Genomic DNA, 15720 nt, shown 5'->3' on the forward strand with positions numbered 1-15720 from the left:
AAGGGAGCAGCTCTCGTGGTATCAACCATGAGTGCTGCTCCTCTTGTTAATTTAAAATTTAGATGAATAAATTAATCCCGGATTGATCGGCTTGTCCCAGATAGTATCCAACTCCGCCGATCTTCACCCCATCGATCAGCTCTTCTTGCTTGATGCCCATGACATCCATCGACATTTGGCAAGCGACAAGCTCAACACCCTGAGAAACTGCGGTGTCCATCAGCTCTTCCAGCGAGGAGATGTTGCTTCGCTTCATCACTCCGCGAATCATCCTGGAGCCTGCACCCAGCATGTTCATACGAGAGAGGCCAAGCTTCCGGCTTCCTCTTGGCATCATCATGCCGAACATGCGCCCCATGAAGTTCTTCTTCACATCCACCGGCTCGGTTTTCCGAAGAATATTCAGTCCCCAGAAGGTGAAGAACAGGGTAACCTTCTTGCCGCTTGCTGCAGCACCGTTTGCAATAATGAAGGAAGCGATCGCTTTATCCAGATCGCCGCTGAATACGACCATCGTAGTTCCTTCCGGTCTTGGGGCGGCCTGAGGCTCGGCTTGCTGTGAAAGCGCAGCAGGTTGTTGCTTAACCCCATCCTTTTTCAGATGTGCGCTTATTTCTCCGTCCGGCTGTTTACTTACGGACAGCACTTCATGACCCGACATACGGGCAAAGGATTGTACATCTTCGTAAAATCCAGGGTCAGTAGCGGTAATGTGCAGGATCTGTCCTGATTGGATACCATCCATCGCTTGCTTTGCTTGGACAAGAGGTCCAGGACAGGACAAGCCGCATGCATCGAGCTTCATATCTGCATGGATGCGGGTGCCTTCTAGCTTGAGGCTTACCTTCTCGGCAGCCGAATCGGATGGAGGAGATCCGGTCACAGCCGAGCTCAACGCCAGTCCTGATCCTGCTTCTTCTCCATTAGCTGCAGGATCAGGCCTCTGTCCGGTTTCGGTGAATGCTTCCTTTTCCTGAACACCCTTGGCTACCGGCCTTTTCGGCTCAAACTTGTCCATCATATACGTTTTGTATCCTCCTGTCAGGTTGCGGACCTGATATCCGTGCTGCTCGAGAATACGGGCTGATGTGTATCCACGAAGTCCTACTTGGCAATACACCCAGATTTCTTTGTTTCGATCCAGCTCAGATAATCGAGCTCTCAACTCATCGACCGGAATATTAACGGAGTCAGGGATGTGGCCGTTCTGATGCTCGAGCTCTGATCTGACATCGACGAGCAGTGTGGTCTCCGGATTTCGGTTCTGCAAATCTGCACTCACATACACCGACGTCTTCCCGGTTACCACATTCTCGGCGACATATCCGAGCATATTGACGGGATCCTTGGCAGATGAGAAGGGCGGAGCGTAAGCGAGATCCAGCTCGGTCAGATCGGTGACAGTCCCTCCAAAATGCAGTACAGCTGCAATATCATCGATCCGTTTATCTACACCCGTACGCCCGACAGCTGAAGCCCCCAGAATCTTGCCCTGAGAATCAAAGAGCAGCTTCATCGTAAGGGGAGTTGCGCCAGGGTAATATGCAGCATGAGCATTTGGATGAATATAAACAGCTTGATATTCCAGCCCAATTAATTTCAATGTTTTCTCGCTCAGTCCGGTTTGGGCCCCTGTCACATCAAACACCTTAATAATAGAAGTTCCTTGAGATACGCTGTATGTGGTGCTTAGACCTGCGATGCGGTCAGCCGCAATTCTGCCTTGTTTATTCGCCGGTCCGGCAAGAGGGATAGCCGTCTTCCCGTTGCCCGCATGAATCTCGACAGCATCTCCTACGGCGTAAACACCTTCTACATTAGTCTCGAGTGCTTCGTTTACCTGGATATGTCCTCTCTCGCCCAGCTTGATGCTGCTTCCTGCCAGGAATCCTGTATCCGGTGCAACGCCTACGGCAAGAATGACAATATCGCTATGCAGCGTCTGTCCACTCTCCAGTACTGCTTCAACTTGAGCGCCATGCTCCTTAAATGACCGCACCTTATCATTAACAATGAGCTGCACACCTTGCTCTTCCATTTCCTTTGCCAGTACCCCTGCCATCTCCGGGTCAAAGGAATTCATGATCTGTGGTCCAGATTGCACGAGTGTCACTTCAAGTCCAGCCAGCTTTAGGTTCTCAGCCATTTCCACACCGATATATCCTCCACCTATAACCACCGCAGAGCGGGTGTCCGGAGAGATGACCTGCTGCTTAATCCGATCGGTATCTGGAATGTTGCGTACTGAATAGATGTGGGGAAGATCTATCCCTGGCAGCTCCGGACGAATGGGTCTGGCCCCTGGTGAGAGCACAAGTGCATCATAGCTCTCCTCATAGATTCCACGCTCTAAGCTTCTAACCGTTACCTTTTTGGCGCTGGGATCAATGGAGATGACTTCACTTCGAGTCCGAATATCGAGATTAAAACGCTTCGTCATCGCTTCCGGTGTTTGAACAATCAGTTTGGAGCGGTCCTGAATCGTATTTCCGATGTAGTAGGGGAGTCCGCAATTGGCAAATGAGATGTACTCGTCCCGTTCGAACATGATGATATGTGCTGTTTCATCCAGACGCCGCAGCCTTGCAGCAGCAGAAGCGCCGCCAGCAACGCCGCCGACAATAATTACCTTTTTACTCATTTCTCTTCCTCCTGAAAAAATACTTCAATAATCCCTTTAACTCGGGGATCTTTTACGGAATAAGTCACTTCGAGTCCATGCCGTTCAGCCTCGACAATGCCCAGGCTCCGCAGCTTCTGCAGATGCTGGGATACGGTCGATTGAGGAAGCTCCAGACATTCCTGCATGTAGCTGACGTTACAGCTGCCCTTCTGAAGCAGTCCTCTTACAATACATAGCCGAACCGGATGGGCCAGCGCCTTCAGACACTCGGCCATTTCGTTATATATTTTGATATTATTATTCACGGATAACAGCCTCCTCTTAAGAACTTCAAGGTGATGGGTAATAAACGAATCGTTATGAATACTCAAATTTATGATTCATTTACGATTTATAAATCAATATATTGTAATATTACGATATAGTGATATATAAATCAACCCTAAGCCCAATTTGCATAAAAAAGCCAGATGATGCTTCCCAGGGAAATTAAAATCACAAGGAAGGATAACATCCGGCTGTGTGTAACTATACAGATTTCAGAACCGCATAACCGAATGGAGGCAGCTCCATTTGCAGCTTACCGTCTGTAACCGGCCATTCATTGCCGGACAGGAGATCGAGGTAAGAGTCTCCATCCACCTCCACAGCGAAGGATTCTGGATCCTCGGAAGTGCTGGTCAATATAACGATGGTTTCATTCTCGTCTGTCCGTGCGTAGGCCAGCTTCGTACCGTCCTGCTCGGCTTCCAGGAAGTGAACACTGCCTGTACGAAGGGCAGGATGTGATTTGCGCAGTTCAATCAGATGCTGATAGTAAGTGAACAGCTCGCGGTCCTGTTTGGACTCATCCCATTCCATACATTTGCGGCAGCCCGGGTCATGATCGCCATCCATCCCGATCTCATCTCCATAGTATATACAAGGAGTGCCGATATAAGTGAATTGGAAGAGGGCAGCCAGCTTCATTTTGCGTTTGTCTCCCTTGCTCAAAGTGAGCAGACGGGGCGTATCGTGACTGTCCAGCAGGTTGAAGGCCACCTCTGTCGCTTGAAGCGAGTAGCGGGATAGCTGCCGTCCGATCGAGTTGGCAAAATGATAGGCGTCAATTTCGTCCTTGATAAAAAAGTCAACGACCGCATTCGTGAACGGATAGTTCATTGCCGCATCAAATTGATCCCCTTGCAGCCATGGGGAAGCATCATTCCACACTTCTCCAAGGATATAGGCATCCGGGTTTACCTTTTTGACCGTGTGACGGAATTCTCTCCAAAATTCATGATCTACCTCATTCGCTACATCTAGACGCCAGCCGTCGACTCCGATCTCCTTAATCCAGTACTCCGCCACATTGAGAAGATACTCCTTGACCTCAGGATTCTCGGTGTTCAGCTTCGGCATGAGCGGCTCAAAGGAGAACGTTTCATAGCTCGGAATGCCGTCAACCACTTCAATCGGGAAGCTGCGAATATAGAACCAATCCTTATATTTGGACTGCTCACCATTCTTCTGCAGATCGACGAAGGGCTTGAATGTACGGCCGGAGTGGTTAAACACGGCATCAAGGAGCACTTTGATACCACGCTTATGGCACTGCTTCACCAGCTTCTTCAATGTGTCAGCATCTCCAAAGTGCGGATCAATCCGCATATAATCCTCGGTATCATACTTGTGGTTGGTAGTTGCTTCAAAGATCGGAGTAAAATAAATGGCTGTAATCCCGAGCTCGCTCAAATAATCCAGGTGATCCATGACCCCTTGAAGATCTCCACCAAAGAAGTTATCACGCTCAGGCTTCCCACCCCAAGGCAGTACACTCTCTGGATCATTGCTCTTGTCACCATTGGCAAAACGTTCCGGGAAGATCTGATAAAATATGGCGTCCTTAACCCAAGCAGGCGGGGTAAATACATCAACTCCGTTAATATAAGGGAATTCAAACATTCGGTCCGGATTGTCCGGCTCTTCTTCGAGAAAGTTATTCTCATCCATCCAGATGCTCTCTTCCCCATCCTCCAGCAGGAAGGCGTAGCGCAGGCGACGGTAAGGCGGCTGTACTTCACAGCTGTAATAGTCGTACATGGAATCGGAGGTCATCTTGCTAAGAGGTATGTACTTTTTAGTTCGCTCCCAGTCGTATTTATCTCCCGTTAAGATGGAGACCTTATGAACATCATCTCTTTTGGTGCGAATTCGAATAATAATGGTATCCTTGTCATAAGCGCAGGACCACTGCTGTTTCGGATGATGATAAATGGCTTCTAATAGCATAGTATTGTTCCTCCCTTGTATATATTGCATAGAAAAAACAAAAGGCACAACCAAAGAGAGATAATGTTCTCCGAGGTTGTACCTGTACATGATTCATCACAGATAACATGGCCTTTTAATTGTGAGTTAAAATGCAGGAAGTTATACTGAATTGTAGAACTTTGCAGCAGATTTGCTTCATTTTGTAATATACCATGCAGATCCTGGTTTCTGCAATGAAGCGCGTACATATTTTATAAACGAGGTGTTACTGGAATGACAACACTGCTCTATATTGAGGATGATATCGAAATCGGGAATCTGGTAAGGGCGGATCTTGAGGACCGGGGTTATGATGTGCTCTGGTTAAAGAGCGGAGAGAAGGCTGTCTCCATGGCACATGGGACGCATCTGGCCATTCTGGATGTTATGCTGCCCGGACTTGATGGCTTCACTGTTGGCCAGCGGCTTAAGAAAGAGCTTCCGGAGCTGCCGATCTTGATGCTCTCTGCACGAACGTCCATTGATGACAAGCTGCAGGGACTCGAATTTGCCGATGATTATTTGACCAAGCCCTTTCATCCGGATGAGCTTGCGGCCAGAGTAGAGGTGCTGCTTCGGCGAAATGGACAGGCACTGCCCCGTTCTGAGCACATCGTGCTAGATCATTTGAATGTTTATATGGACGAACAGCGAATCATCGATACATCAGTGAATGAAGAAATTGTGCTTACCGGCAAGCAGTTTCATATTTTTAATTATTTACTGAGACATTTGGGGCAGATCAAAACAAAAGAGCAGATCTATGAAGCCGTATGGGGTGAGCCATATATGGAAGGTGACAAGACGCTTATGGTCCATATTCGTCACTTGCGAGAGAAATTGGAGCAGGATCCGGCTGAACCCAAAATTATTGAGACGATCAGGGGTGTAGGCTACCGGGTGAAGGCATGAGCTACAGGATGAGACAAGACCTTAGAGAAGGCGAGAAGAACGAACGAGGGCTTCGCCAACGCAATGGGAGGATTCATTTTAAAAATTCACTGATGTCGCGATATCTGCTGATCGTCATCGTTGCGATGGTGTTCCTGCCGATCGCCTTTATGTCGACAGGGCTTCTCTTCGGCATTCTGTATCCATTTGTCAACTCGGCAAATAACGATAATCTGCCTTACGGCAATTCCATTCAGATCGAAACGGACTGGCATGAAGAAGCGAAGAAGCTCAGCGGATTGCCGGAGGACAGCGTTAAGTTGAGGCTGGCAGAGCTTGGCGAGCATTATAAGGAATCGACGATTCTCTGGGTGGATGATACGGGTATGACCAGCTTCAAGAAGCCGGACACCCTGCAGATTCAATCCCGCTGGGAGCCTTCTGATGCTGTGGAATATATGAAGAATGCACAAAATAACACGGAGGTCTATACTGTCGTAGCCTTTATCGGAGGCGGGCAGGAGGATCTGGGTGAAGGATTTATATCCCTCGCGCTGCCAAGGGAGGTGCTGAGCCGCTCTTCTGACACGGGAGGCTGGGCGATCTATAACACACTCGCTATGATCATCATTTTAGGGCTGTTTATGCTCATCTCCTGGTCATTCTTCCGGCGCATCAGCAAGCGGCTGACAAGGCTAGAGAACGCAGTGTCCACGCCTGGCGCTGACGGTATTCCGCTGCCGGTGGAGGTCAGACAGCCGGACGAAATTGGACAGCTGGAGAAGTCATTCAATGGGATGGTACATCAGCTTAGAGACAGCAGAGGGAGACAGCAGGAGGAGGAGCAGCTGCGTAAAAATTTGATCGCTGACCTGTCACATGATCTGAGAACGCCGCTGACTGTCGTACGCGGACATCTGCATGCGCTTCATAAAGAGCCGCTCACAGCGAATGGACAGGAATCTCTTCACCGAATAGAGGGGAAGATTGACGACCTTGGGGGATTAATCGACAACCTGCTGTCCTATAATTTACTGTCGAGCGGAAAGTATACGATGAAGCTGCAGCAAGCGGATGTGGTCCGGATTGTAAGAGAGAGCACAGCGGCTTGGTATCCGTTATGGGAATCTGCTGGGTTTACCATTGATATTGAGCTCAGCGAGCAGCCGTTGATATGGAATGTCGATATTCAAGGCTTCCGCCGCGTACTGGACAACCTGTTTCAGAATATTATGCGTCATGCCAATTCAGGCAGGTATGTGAGAGTGGCAACAGCACAGCATCTTGGCAAGGCATGCATTGTGATCGAGGATCATGGACCTGGCATAAGCAGAGATTCTGCGTCAGCCGGTGCAGGGATCGGCCTGCGAATCGTGGATTTGCTGCTTGAAGGAATGGAGCTCGAACGGGAAACAGAAAGCTCTGAACAGGGGACAAGCATCATGATTGGGCCGCGCTCTAGTGATAGCCGTGATTAGTATAATTTAAACAAAACTTAAACTTCGTACCTACTTCACCTTAAACCGGGAGCGTTATGATAGTTCCCGAGGTGATAAACAAATGAATGAATGGATGATTGAAACAGCTGATGTGTGGAAGACATACCGCGGCAAGGCAGCGGTCAAAGAGCTCAGCTTGCAAATAAAGAAAGGTGAAATTTACGGCTTCCTGGGACCGAACGGCGCTGGAAAAACAACGATGATTCGGATGCTGCTCGGTCTTATTAAACCGACGAAGGGATATATCCGTATCTTCGGCAAGGATATCCGGAACCACCGGATGGAAATTCTCCGGAAGGTGGGTTCCCTGGTCGAGTATCCATCCTACTATGGCCATTTGAATGCTATTCAAAATTTGGAGACGAGCCGTCTTTTGCTGGATGTCCCAAAATCGAGAATCGACGAAGTACTGCGTATTGTGGATCTGACGAAGGATGCCAATCGTCCGGTGAAGGGGTATTCTCTCGGAATGAAGCAGAGGCTCGGTATTGCAAATGCGCTGCTTGGTAATCCCGAGCTGCTCATCCTGGATGAGCCGACAAATGGGCTTGATCCTTCAGGAATTCAGGAGATTCGTGAGCTTATCAAACGAATGCCGCAGGAGTACGGTATCACCGTGCTGGTCTCCAGCCACTTGCTCAGCGAAGTGGAGCAGATGGCAAGCACTGTTGGTATTATTCGCGAAGGACAGCTTGTATTTCAAAATACGATTGAGCGGCTGCACCAAGAGGCTGGAAGCACGATCCGTCTCACCGTATCTGATGCAGAAGCTGCTCTGCACATTGCAAGAGAGCTTGGACAATGGGGACAGGTCGAAGGAGCAAGGCTGACGTTCAACCATATGGACGATCATCTCATTGCCGCGCTGGTCCGCCGATTGGTGGAGCAGGATCACAGCATATACCGGGTTGAGGAGCATAGACAGTCGCTGGAGGACTTCTTCCTCGAAGTAGTTGGAGGGGTCGTTAAATGATGATGCGGCTGTTGAATAGTGATCTTCTCAAGATACGAAAAAAAGGCTTATGGTTTCTCGTCTTTCTAGCTCCCATCGGGCTGGTTGCAATGAATGCCCTCAATTTTGGACTTCGTCTGGATTATTTGCAGGGATTGTACGGTGAAGAGGGAATGTGGGATGGATTACTCTACAATTTCGAACCTTTTGTCCCCCTGGCCATTCTTCTTGGCGCTACCATTCTGAGCTCCATGCTGGCAGGGGTAGAGTATCAGCAGGGCTCCTGGAAGCAGCTGCTTGCTCTTCCCGTATCCAGATGGAAGGTGTATTTATCCAAGTTTTCTGTCATTTTGCTGCTGCTGCTGTGCTCATGTGTATTGCTGTACATTGGCGTTATTCTTCTTGGACTGGCCCTTGGATTCAATATGCATATTCCCTGGCTTGATCTGCTGAAGCTATGCTTTCTTCCGCTTGCAGCATCTTCGCCGATGATTGCACTCTTGTTTATGCTGACGATGACGTATGAGAATCAGGCCTTGTCTGTGACCATCGGGATTACACTTGCGATCATGGGCTTGTTCAGCGCCCAGCTTCCCGAATTTGTGCCGCTCTCCTGGCCGATGTTCAGCATTATGCTGCCGGATGGAGAGAAGCTGGCTTTATTCGGTCTTGGTCTTGGCGTAGTACTGCTTCTGGCCGGAATGTCGGTATTCGGTAAAAAGGAGGTGGCCTGACCATGCGTGCATACTTGCGTCTCCTATCTGCGGAAAGACTAAAAATCATGAAATCGTGGGTCTGGCTGCTGGTGCTCGTCAGTCCAGCCATTGCTCTGCTGTTAGGATTTATTGCGGAGCCAGCCGGTTATTGGGATCTGGTAGCTTCCCAGTCTACTTTTCATGCGATGCTGTTTCTTCCGATCTTCACTGGAATATTCGCTTCTTTTATCTGCAGGTTTGAGCATGCGGCGGGTGGCTGGAAGCAGGTATTAGTACTCCCGGTGAGCCGGTCCACTTTCTATGCAGCCAAGCTGACGGTCATCATGGTGTTAATTCTGGTCATCCAGCTGCTGCTCTTGCTCAGTTTGCTTGCGGCAGGTGCTTATCACGGGCTGAACAATGAAATTCCATGGGGGATGCTCCTGCAAAGTGTAGGTGCGGGGTGGCTGGCTGTACTGCCTCTTGCAGCACTGCAGCTGCTCGTATCCTTGATGTGGAGCAGCTTTGGTGCGCCGCTCGGCATTAATTTTATGCTGACGATCCCGAACCTGCTGATCGTGAACTCCAGCGACATTGCCCCGTATTATCCGTGGGCGCAGCCCTTCCTGCTCATGATGCCGAGAGAAGAATATAGTTTTGGTGCATTTATGGTGCCAATGTCAACCATATTGCCTGTCGTATTGGGCAGTGCACTGTTCTTTATACTCCTTGGGGTCGTGTATTTCAGACGGAAGGAAATTTGACGATACTGTGGAATCGGTGAGCGAAGCGCTGCTGGAATTCATAGAGGGGATTTAACTGGTAGAGTTATAATCAAAACAGGGCTGCTATTCGCTAACCAGCGTAATAAGCAGCCCTGTAATTTATTCTGCACAGCTTCCAATCAAGTATTTTAGCGCATTGCGATATCGTCGATCGTTAAGTTGTTGATGTTGTTTCTAAGAACTTGGCAAGAGTGCTTGAACTTGACCATTTCTTCCGAGCTCAGGTTTAATTCAAGCAGCTCCTTAATTCCGTCGCTGCCGATAATAGCCGGAACCCCGATGCACATGTCCGTCTCGCCGTACTCACCGTCCAGAATCGCGGACACCGCTATGATCTTATGATCATCCGTTAGAATGGAACGGGTAATAAAAGCGATGGCGCTGCCAATGCCAAATTGGGTGGAGCCTTTGCGGGTGAAGATCTCCCAGCCTGCATCTCGGGTCTTGCGTGCAATATCCTCAAGATCCAGTGTTTTGAATCTCTCTTTATGCTGGTCAAGAATATGCAGAATTGGCTTACCTCCAATTGTGACATGAGACCAGGCGACAAATTGGGATTCTCCATGCTCGCCAAGAGCATAGCCGTGAACGCTGCGCGGGTCGATCGAGAACACTTCGGACAGGATCGTCTTAAGCCTCGATGAGTCAATGGATGTGCCTGTGCCAATGACCTGATTCCGCGGCAGTCCGGACAGCTTCCACACCAGATACGTAATAATGTCCACAGGATTCGCCGCAACGACAAATACACCGTTAAAGCCGCTTTCCATAATAGGCTGAACGATATCCTTCGTTATAATCTCAGCTTCTTCCAGAATATCAAGCCGGGTCTGACCAGGTTTGATATTAGCTCCTGCCGTCAGGACAATGACATCCATATCCTTGCAATCCGCATAAGTTCCAGCATGGACCTTGGTGCGCTGATACGTAAAATCCATGCTGTGGGACAAGTCGAGCGCTTGCCCAAACGCCTTCTCATAAGTGCGGCCAATGAGCATAATTTCTCCTGCGATCGCCTGATTAATCATGGAATAAGCTGCGCTTGATCCGACAAGACCCGCTCCAACAATCGCCACTTTTCCTGTTCGATTTCGCATAATCTGCCTGCCCCCTGTCTCCATATCGTTATCATCCTATCATCTATAATTGTATTTTATGCATATACCTATTCAACGTTACATAAGATAACATAATTTTCTCCTGAACAGCAATGGAAATTTAGGTTATAGGGCAAATCAAGTGAACATTTATTACAAATAGGTGACGTGGACTGAAAATTCTGCTTCATATTCCTTTGTAAATTTATAGAATGTGTCGAAAGAACGTAGGGTAACGTCGTAATTCCACCCTGACAAAACTTCTTACGATACCACATTCTTAGAAGAAATATGCCAAAGGGATTGAAGGGTAGAAAGGCGAATTGCTTATCTCACAGACAACTATTTCGCTGTGTCCGCCCTGATCAAGCGGAAGAAATAGTGCTGTTTCTTAAACAGGTAGTATGAAGTTTGATTACTGTCGGCATACGTTAATGATTTATTAGACCCTAAAAAATTCGGGAGGGAATGATAATGAATATGCATTTGAATATGAATGAAGCAGGAGCTACGACGGAAACGGCTAAGGAACTGGGGATCGGCGCAAGCACACTCCGCAAATATGCGGCTGCGCTGGAGGAGCATGGACATCGTTTTGAACGGGCTGCGAATAAATCGAGACTGTTCGGAACGCTTGAAATAGAGCGGATTAAGGAAATGATGAATTTGATGAGAGAGCAAAACCTGCCGCTGAATGATGCAGCTGTACTCGTTATGGAGCTGAATCATGAGATGGCTGCAGCGGCCAAGGATGGCTCGGATATAGAACAGACAAGTGCACACTCACCCCTCATTGAGCAGGAGAAGGTTCTCCAGAAGGCCGGAGTCGAGCAGGAGCAAGTTAAGCAGCTCAATTCGGAGTGGCAAATTCTGCAGGAACGCATGGCTGAGCTTGAACGTGAGCAAACGAAGCTGATGAAGCAGAATGAACAGCTGCAGGAGCAGGTAGAAGAACAGCGCTTATGGATCAAGGAGAAGCTGGATGAGGATCGAGACCGTCAGCTGATCACGAATTTGCGAAGCTATCAGGGGCGTAATCAGAAGCCAAAGCCCAAGCAGAGGGGACATTCACTGAGGATGTTGTTCGGATTGCTCCCAAAGAGTAGGAGGGAGGCGTGATGATGATGCGAATATTCATCCACTCCACCCTGCATCAAAAAGTGACGAATCAAGATACAGGACCGCCTAAAGCATAGGAATTTGTTTTTATTTTTACAGTATTAGAGTTACAATAGAAAGGAGTGATTGATACTAGCGACAAGGAGAGCCATAAATGATTATTTTGAAGAGCAAAGATGAAATACAGTACATGAAGAAGGCTGGCGAGATTCTCGCTGCTTGCCATAGAGAGATTGCCGGGCTCATTCGCCCTGGCATTCAGACCCAAGAGATTGATGCATTTGCAGAGAGCTTCATGAAGAAGCATGGAGCGACTCCGGAGCAGAAGGGCTACAACGGTTATCCGTATGCGACCTGCGCTTCGGTTAATGATGTAATCTGCCATGGGTTCCCTGGAAAATACGCGCTGAAGGACGGGGATATCGTAACGGTGGATATGGTCGTTAATCTAGACGGCTGGCTGGCGGATTCCGCTTGGTCTTATGCGGTAGGTAACGTATCCGAGCAGGCGCAGAAGCTGCTGGATGTGACCAAAGAATCCCTGTACAAGGGTATTGAAAAAGCCGTTCTTGGCAACCGGATCGGGGATATTTCCAACGCGATCCAGGTATATGCCGAGGGCGAAGGATTCTCGGTCGTTCGGGAATTCATTGGGCATGGGATCGGTCAGGATATGCATGAAGAGCCCCAAGTGCCTCATTATGGACCCGCCGGACGCGGACCGCGTCTGAAGGAAGGCATGGTCATTACGATTGAGCCGATGCTGAATGTCGGCACCTTCCGCAGCAAGCTGGACAGTGACGGATGGACAGCCCGTACACAGGACGGCGAATTGTCTGCACAGTACGAGCATACGATTGCCATTACAGCAGACGGCCCGGTTATTCTAACCGAGCAATAAGAAGAATGACCTGCAGCAGGGAAGCTTGCTGCCCCCAAGATCATTCAAGGCCATACGGCCGCATAAATAGAGAGCAGCGTTCCTTCTATCCTCCATATGAAGGGATGCTGCTCTTTATTATTTGGAAGGAGTATCTCTCTAATACAAAAGCTCAGCACAAGCAGGAGAAAATTCATCCTTTGTACTGAGCTTTTTGAAATGAAATGAATCATAGTTGATCGAATGAGCCTGTTACCTCACGATGAATACATACATCGTTACTGCTTAGCTGAAGGTTCAAAGGACGAACCGAAGGTTTCGTTGTAATGCTTCAGCATATACAGTCTCCAGTGGAGCAGCATGCCGAAGGCTAGAATGAAGAAGACGGCTCCTGTCTGCACAACGGATATATACTGATAAACGACTTCATGCAGCACAAGTCTGACGATCAGAAGACCGACCAGAATGAACATGAAGCTCTTCGAGCTGGTAACAAAGACCGCTCCGTCTCTAACTTCAAACTTGGTGCTCTTGATCAGCGGATACGAGAAGATAAACCAGCCGACCAGAAACGCAATGAGTGCCCACAGCCATGGAATATGCGTGTCCGGCACAACAAACATAAGAAATCCCGTGCTCATGCCGAGCGGCGGAATAATGATTCTTTTCTTGTTAATTGGCCGATTGGCGGCCTTCATACGGATAAAGATAGCGCTCACAGCAATAAAGATCATACCGACTGTTGCTGCGATCTGGAGAAATGAGGAGTTTATAGCCACGTACAGGACCTCTCTCTAATTGGAAATCATTTTTCATTAGTATATCATAATTCCCTAGAAATACTGTAAGTATATCCCGTGAAATATAAGAGTTATATAGAACGAGATCTAATCGAGAATACGTTGTTGTAGGAATTTGTAGAAAATTATCGAATGATCAAGAACTTTTCTTCCAATTTGCGGAAACAGGTCATATACTAGGAGAGTACTTCTATATTTTGATGAAGCAGGCCTCTACGTATATATACTTTCTATTAAAGGGGGAAAAGAGAAGTGAGACCAAGGGAATGGAAGCTCAAAGCAGGACTTGCGATTTTGGTTGGTGTATTGCTGCTTCTCACTTTCCCCTGGATTCAATGGAGAGCGGCCCCGAGCCGGGTTATTGATGTTGTGATTGTAGATAAGACCGTTCCGGACATTACATACCGTGAGCATAAAGGCTTGACCTGGCTGCTCAATCAGCAGAAGGTTGTGGATCATAACGGAGCGGGATACGCATATGATGAATCTTATTATGGATACCATCCTCACAAAGTCGGAGATGAACGAATGAGGCGTTTGCCTGCTACACTTCGCGGAACCGATCTGATCTATCTTGCAGACTCCTATGGCATCTATGAATCTGTACGTTCGCAGGAAGAAAGGGAGGAGCAAATCGAGCAGCTGGTGTACGGCGGCATGAATTTGACAGATGTCCAAAAAATTCAGGCTGCTGCTATGACAGGAACAACAATTATTGCTGAACACAGTATACTGGCAGCCCCAACAGCAGAATCTGTCAGCAGGCAGCTGCAGAAGATGCTGGGTGTGGAATGGAAGGGCTGGGCAGGGAAATTTTATGAGAATTTATCAACAGAAGTGCCCCTCCATATCATGGAGAATTATACAGGACAGACAGGCAAGGAATGGTCCTACAGCGGCACAGGGATGGTACTCGTTCATCATGAAGGGGAGGTCATTGTGCTCGATAGACAAGATCTAAGGGAGCCGGGCATGTCCATCTCCTTCTCCAAAGAAAACAGTGATAAATACAATGTTGAAAGATCAGCCCGCTATCATCAATGGTTTGAGGTTGTTACTCCCAAGCCAGGCACGGAGACTGTAGCGGATTATAAGCTCGAATTAACAAGCTCCGGTTCGGAGAAGCTGAGAACAGCGGGAGTCCCTGCGCAGTTTCCGGCCATTATTCATAAGGAGCAGAAATCGCATCAATCTTATTATTTTGCGGGTGATTTTGCAGAGCGAACAGTCTCTCCCTTCATGGTTCAATATAAAGGCTGGGATCAGTTTGTGGGCCTCTTTGTGCCTAATTCCAGCCCGAATGCTTTTTATTGGAATATCTATATTCCGTTGATGAAGACGATTTTGTCTGATATTGAGAGTAACCGGGTTTGATCGATATGAAATTTGACAAAGAAGAGTCTATACAGATCCAGAAGAATCTGTGGACTCTTTTTATTTGTAAGTATTGGATTGGATGTAAACTTGACAAACAAAACTGTTATCAATAGAATAACAGTTGCTGGGAAGTGCGTTTATCTTAACTTATGATATATACGAAGGATGAGTCCGAGATTTATAGACGATTTCGGGGCATAACTAAATGATAAAGAAACGGGAGACAGGAAGCTTTGAGCGCTAATACAGGAGGTCAGGGTAATGAACAGTGAGTTCACGATTGCAGTGCATTGCCTGTTGTTTTTGGGTATCCGTGAAGGACGCATAGCAAATAGCGAGGACATTGCAGAGAGTGTATCGACGCATCCTGCCAGAGTACGCAAAGTGCTTAGTGTGCTGCGCAAGCATCAGTATGTAATGACAAAGGAAGGGGCTCACGGCGGTTATATGCTGAACAGCAAGCCGGATGAAGTGAGACTTGGTGATTTGTATCGCTTGTTTGCGTTAGGATCCTTTGGGCCTCATTGGCGTTCGGGGGATGAGGACTCCAGCTGCATGGTATCCTCTAATATCAAGGATGTCATGGGTACCATATATCATGACGGAGAGCACGTGGTGGAGCAATACCTGGACAGCATTACCCTTGCTGAAGTGAAGCATCGCTTGGAGGATAGATGGAAGAATAGAGATTTAACCTAAGCCTATGGTTT

Annotated in this window: 14 protein-coding genes; 9 read left to right on the top strand and 5 right to left on the bottom strand. The window is 48.0% G+C overall.

The genetic code is table 11. The features are described 5' to 3' along the window. Positions 1 to 58: 58 nt before the first annotated feature. The 3 genes from TCA2_RS09715 to TCA2_RS09725 all read right to left on the bottom strand — a co-directional run bounded on the left by TCA2_RS09715 (position 59) and on the right by TCA2_RS09725 (position 4894). On the bottom strand, positions 59 to 2641 hold the full coding sequence (locus TCA2_RS09715; RefSeq protein ID WP_047911402.1) for a DsrE/DsrF/DrsH-like family protein: 2583 nt from the start codon (positions 2639 to 2641) through the stop codon (positions 59 to 61). Continuing rightward, the gene (locus tag TCA2_RS09720) at positions 2638 to 2928 is read right to left on the bottom strand and encodes a helix-turn-helix transcriptional regulator (protein ID WP_047911403.1); all 291 of its coding nucleotides are present in this window, start codon (positions 2926 to 2928) and stop codon (positions 2638 to 2640) included. The genes TCA2_RS09715 and TCA2_RS09720 overlap by 4 nt, the downstream gene beginning before the upstream one ends. A gap of 223 nt (positions 2929 to 3151) precedes the next feature. Beyond that, positions 3152 to 4894 carry an alpha-glycosidase gene (locus tag TCA2_RS09725; RefSeq protein WP_047911404.1) on the bottom strand — a complete coding sequence of 581 codons (1743 nt, stop codon included), beginning with the start codon at positions 4892 to 4894 and terminating at the stop codon, positions 3152 to 3154. Positions 4895 to 5149: 255 nt separating this feature from the next. Between TCA2_RS09725 and TCA2_RS09730 the strand changes: the two genes are divergently transcribed. The 5 genes from TCA2_RS09730 (at position 5150) to TCA2_RS09750 (ending at position 9716) form a co-directional block, all read left to right on the top strand. Continuing rightward, positions 5150 to 5827: a response regulator transcription factor gene (locus tag TCA2_RS09730; RefSeq protein WP_047911405.1), complete on the top strand. Its 678-nt coding sequence runs from the start codon at positions 5150 to 5152 to the stop codon at positions 5825 to 5827. Positions 5828 to 5835: 8 nt separating this feature from the next. Next, the gene (locus tag TCA2_RS09735) at positions 5836 to 7284 is read left to right on the top strand and encodes a HAMP domain-containing sensor histidine kinase (protein ID WP_238546336.1); all 1449 of its coding nucleotides are present in this window, start codon (positions 5836 to 5838) and stop codon (positions 7282 to 7284) included. Between the two features lie 82 nt (positions 7285 to 7366). Beyond that, on the top strand, positions 7367 to 8278 hold the full coding sequence (locus TCA2_RS09740) for an ABC transporter ATP-binding protein (RefSeq protein WP_047911407.1): 912 nt from the start codon (positions 7367 to 7369) through the stop codon (positions 8276 to 8278). Then, positions 8275 to 8991, top strand: coding sequence for an ABC transporter permease (locus TCA2_RS09745; protein ID WP_047911408.1), 717 nt, complete (start codon positions 8275 to 8277; stop codon positions 8989 to 8991). The genes TCA2_RS09740 and TCA2_RS09745 overlap by 4 nt, the downstream gene beginning before the upstream one ends. 2 nt (positions 8992 to 8993) lie before the next feature. Then, positions 8994 to 9716, top strand: coding sequence for an ABC transporter permease (locus tag TCA2_RS09750; RefSeq protein WP_047911409.1), 723 nt, complete (start codon positions 8994 to 8996; stop codon positions 9714 to 9716). A 149-nt stretch (positions 9717 to 9865) separates the two neighbouring features. Here the strand turns inward: TCA2_RS09750 and TCA2_RS09755 are convergent, their stop codons facing one another. After that, entirely contained in the window at positions 9866 to 10834 is a 969-nt protein-coding gene (locus TCA2_RS09755; protein WP_047911642.1) for an L-lactate dehydrogenase, read from the bottom strand. Between the two features lie 474 nt (positions 10835 to 11308). Here TCA2_RS09755 and TCA2_RS09760 point away from each other — a divergent pair, with 474 nt between their 5' ends. Further along, positions 11309 to 11953 (top strand): hypothetical protein, encoded by a 645-nt coding sequence (locus tag TCA2_RS09760; protein WP_047911410.1) that lies wholly within the window; start codon positions 11309 to 11311, stop codon positions 11951 to 11953. A gap of 154 nt (positions 11954 to 12107) precedes the next feature. After that, complete coding sequence (gene map / locus TCA2_RS09765; protein WP_047911411.1) at positions 12108 to 12854, top strand: type I methionyl aminopeptidase; 747 nt, start codon at positions 12108 to 12110, stop codon at positions 12852 to 12854. Positions 12855 to 13111: 257 nt separating this feature from the next. Here map and TCA2_RS09770 read toward each other — a convergent pair whose 3' ends face one another. Continuing rightward, positions 13112 to 13612 carry a CcdC family protein gene (locus tag TCA2_RS09770; RefSeq protein ID WP_274520934.1) on the bottom strand — a complete coding sequence of 167 codons (501 nt, stop codon included), beginning with the start codon at positions 13610 to 13612 and terminating at the stop codon, positions 13112 to 13114. A 273-nt stretch (positions 13613 to 13885) separates the two neighbouring features. Here TCA2_RS09770 and TCA2_RS09775 point away from each other — a divergent pair, with 273 nt between their 5' ends. Together TCA2_RS09775 and TCA2_RS09780 are read left to right on the top strand one after the other, a co-directional pair. Beyond that, positions 13886 to 15007: a hypothetical protein gene (locus tag TCA2_RS09775; RefSeq protein ID WP_047911412.1), complete on the top strand. Its 1122-nt coding sequence runs from the start codon at positions 13886 to 13888 to the stop codon at positions 15005 to 15007. A gap of 264 nt (positions 15008 to 15271) precedes the next feature. Continuing rightward, entirely contained in the window at positions 15272 to 15709 is a 438-nt protein-coding gene (locus tag TCA2_RS09780) for an Rrf2 family transcriptional regulator (RefSeq protein WP_047911413.1), read from the top strand. Positions 15710 to 15720: the final 11 nt, after the last annotated feature.

Origin of the sequence: Paenibacillus sp. TCA20, assembly GCF_000732325.1 — a bacterium.
In the GTDB taxonomy this organism is placed as follows: Bacteria; Bacillota; Bacilli; order Paenibacillales; family Paenibacillaceae; genus Paenibacillus; species Paenibacillus urinalis.

Coding starts and splice junctions, on each gene's coding strand:
- TCA2_RS09735 (WP_238546336.1), top strand. CDS start 5,836: ATGAGACAAGACCTTAGAGAAGGCGAGAAGAACGAACGAGGGCTTCGC.
- TCA2_RS09755 (WP_047911642.1), bottom strand. CDS start 10,834: ATGCGAAATCGAACAGGAAAAGTGGCGATTGTTGGAGCGGGTCTTGTC.
- TCA2_RS09780 (WP_047911413.1), top strand. CDS start 15,272: ATGAACAGTGAGTTCACGATTGCAGTGCATTGCCTGTTGTTTTTGGGT.
- TCA2_RS09750 (WP_047911409.1), top strand. CDS start 8,994: ATGCGTGCATACTTGCGTCTCCTATCTGCGGAAAGACTAAAAATCATG.
- TCA2_RS09725 (WP_047911404.1), bottom strand. CDS start 4,894: ATGCTATTAGAAGCCATTTATCATCATCCGAAACAGCAGTGGTCCTGC.
- TCA2_RS09745 (WP_047911408.1), top strand. CDS start 8,275: ATGATGATGCGGCTGTTGAATAGTGATCTTCTCAAGATACGAAAAAAA.
- TCA2_RS09740 (WP_047911407.1), top strand. CDS start 7,367: ATGAATGAATGGATGATTGAAACAGCTGATGTGTGGAAGACATACCGC.
- TCA2_RS09730 (WP_047911405.1), top strand. CDS start 5,150: ATGACAACACTGCTCTATATTGAGGATGATATCGAAATCGGGAATCTG.
- TCA2_RS09715 (WP_047911402.1), bottom strand. CDS start 2,641: ATGAGTAAAAAGGTAATTATTGTCGGCGGCGTTGCTGGCGGCGCTTCT.
- map (WP_047911411.1), top strand. CDS start 12,108: ATGATTATTTTGAAGAGCAAAGATGAAATACAGTACATGAAGAAGGCT.
- TCA2_RS09760 (WP_047911410.1), top strand. CDS start 11,309: ATGAATATGCATTTGAATATGAATGAAGCAGGAGCTACGACGGAAACG.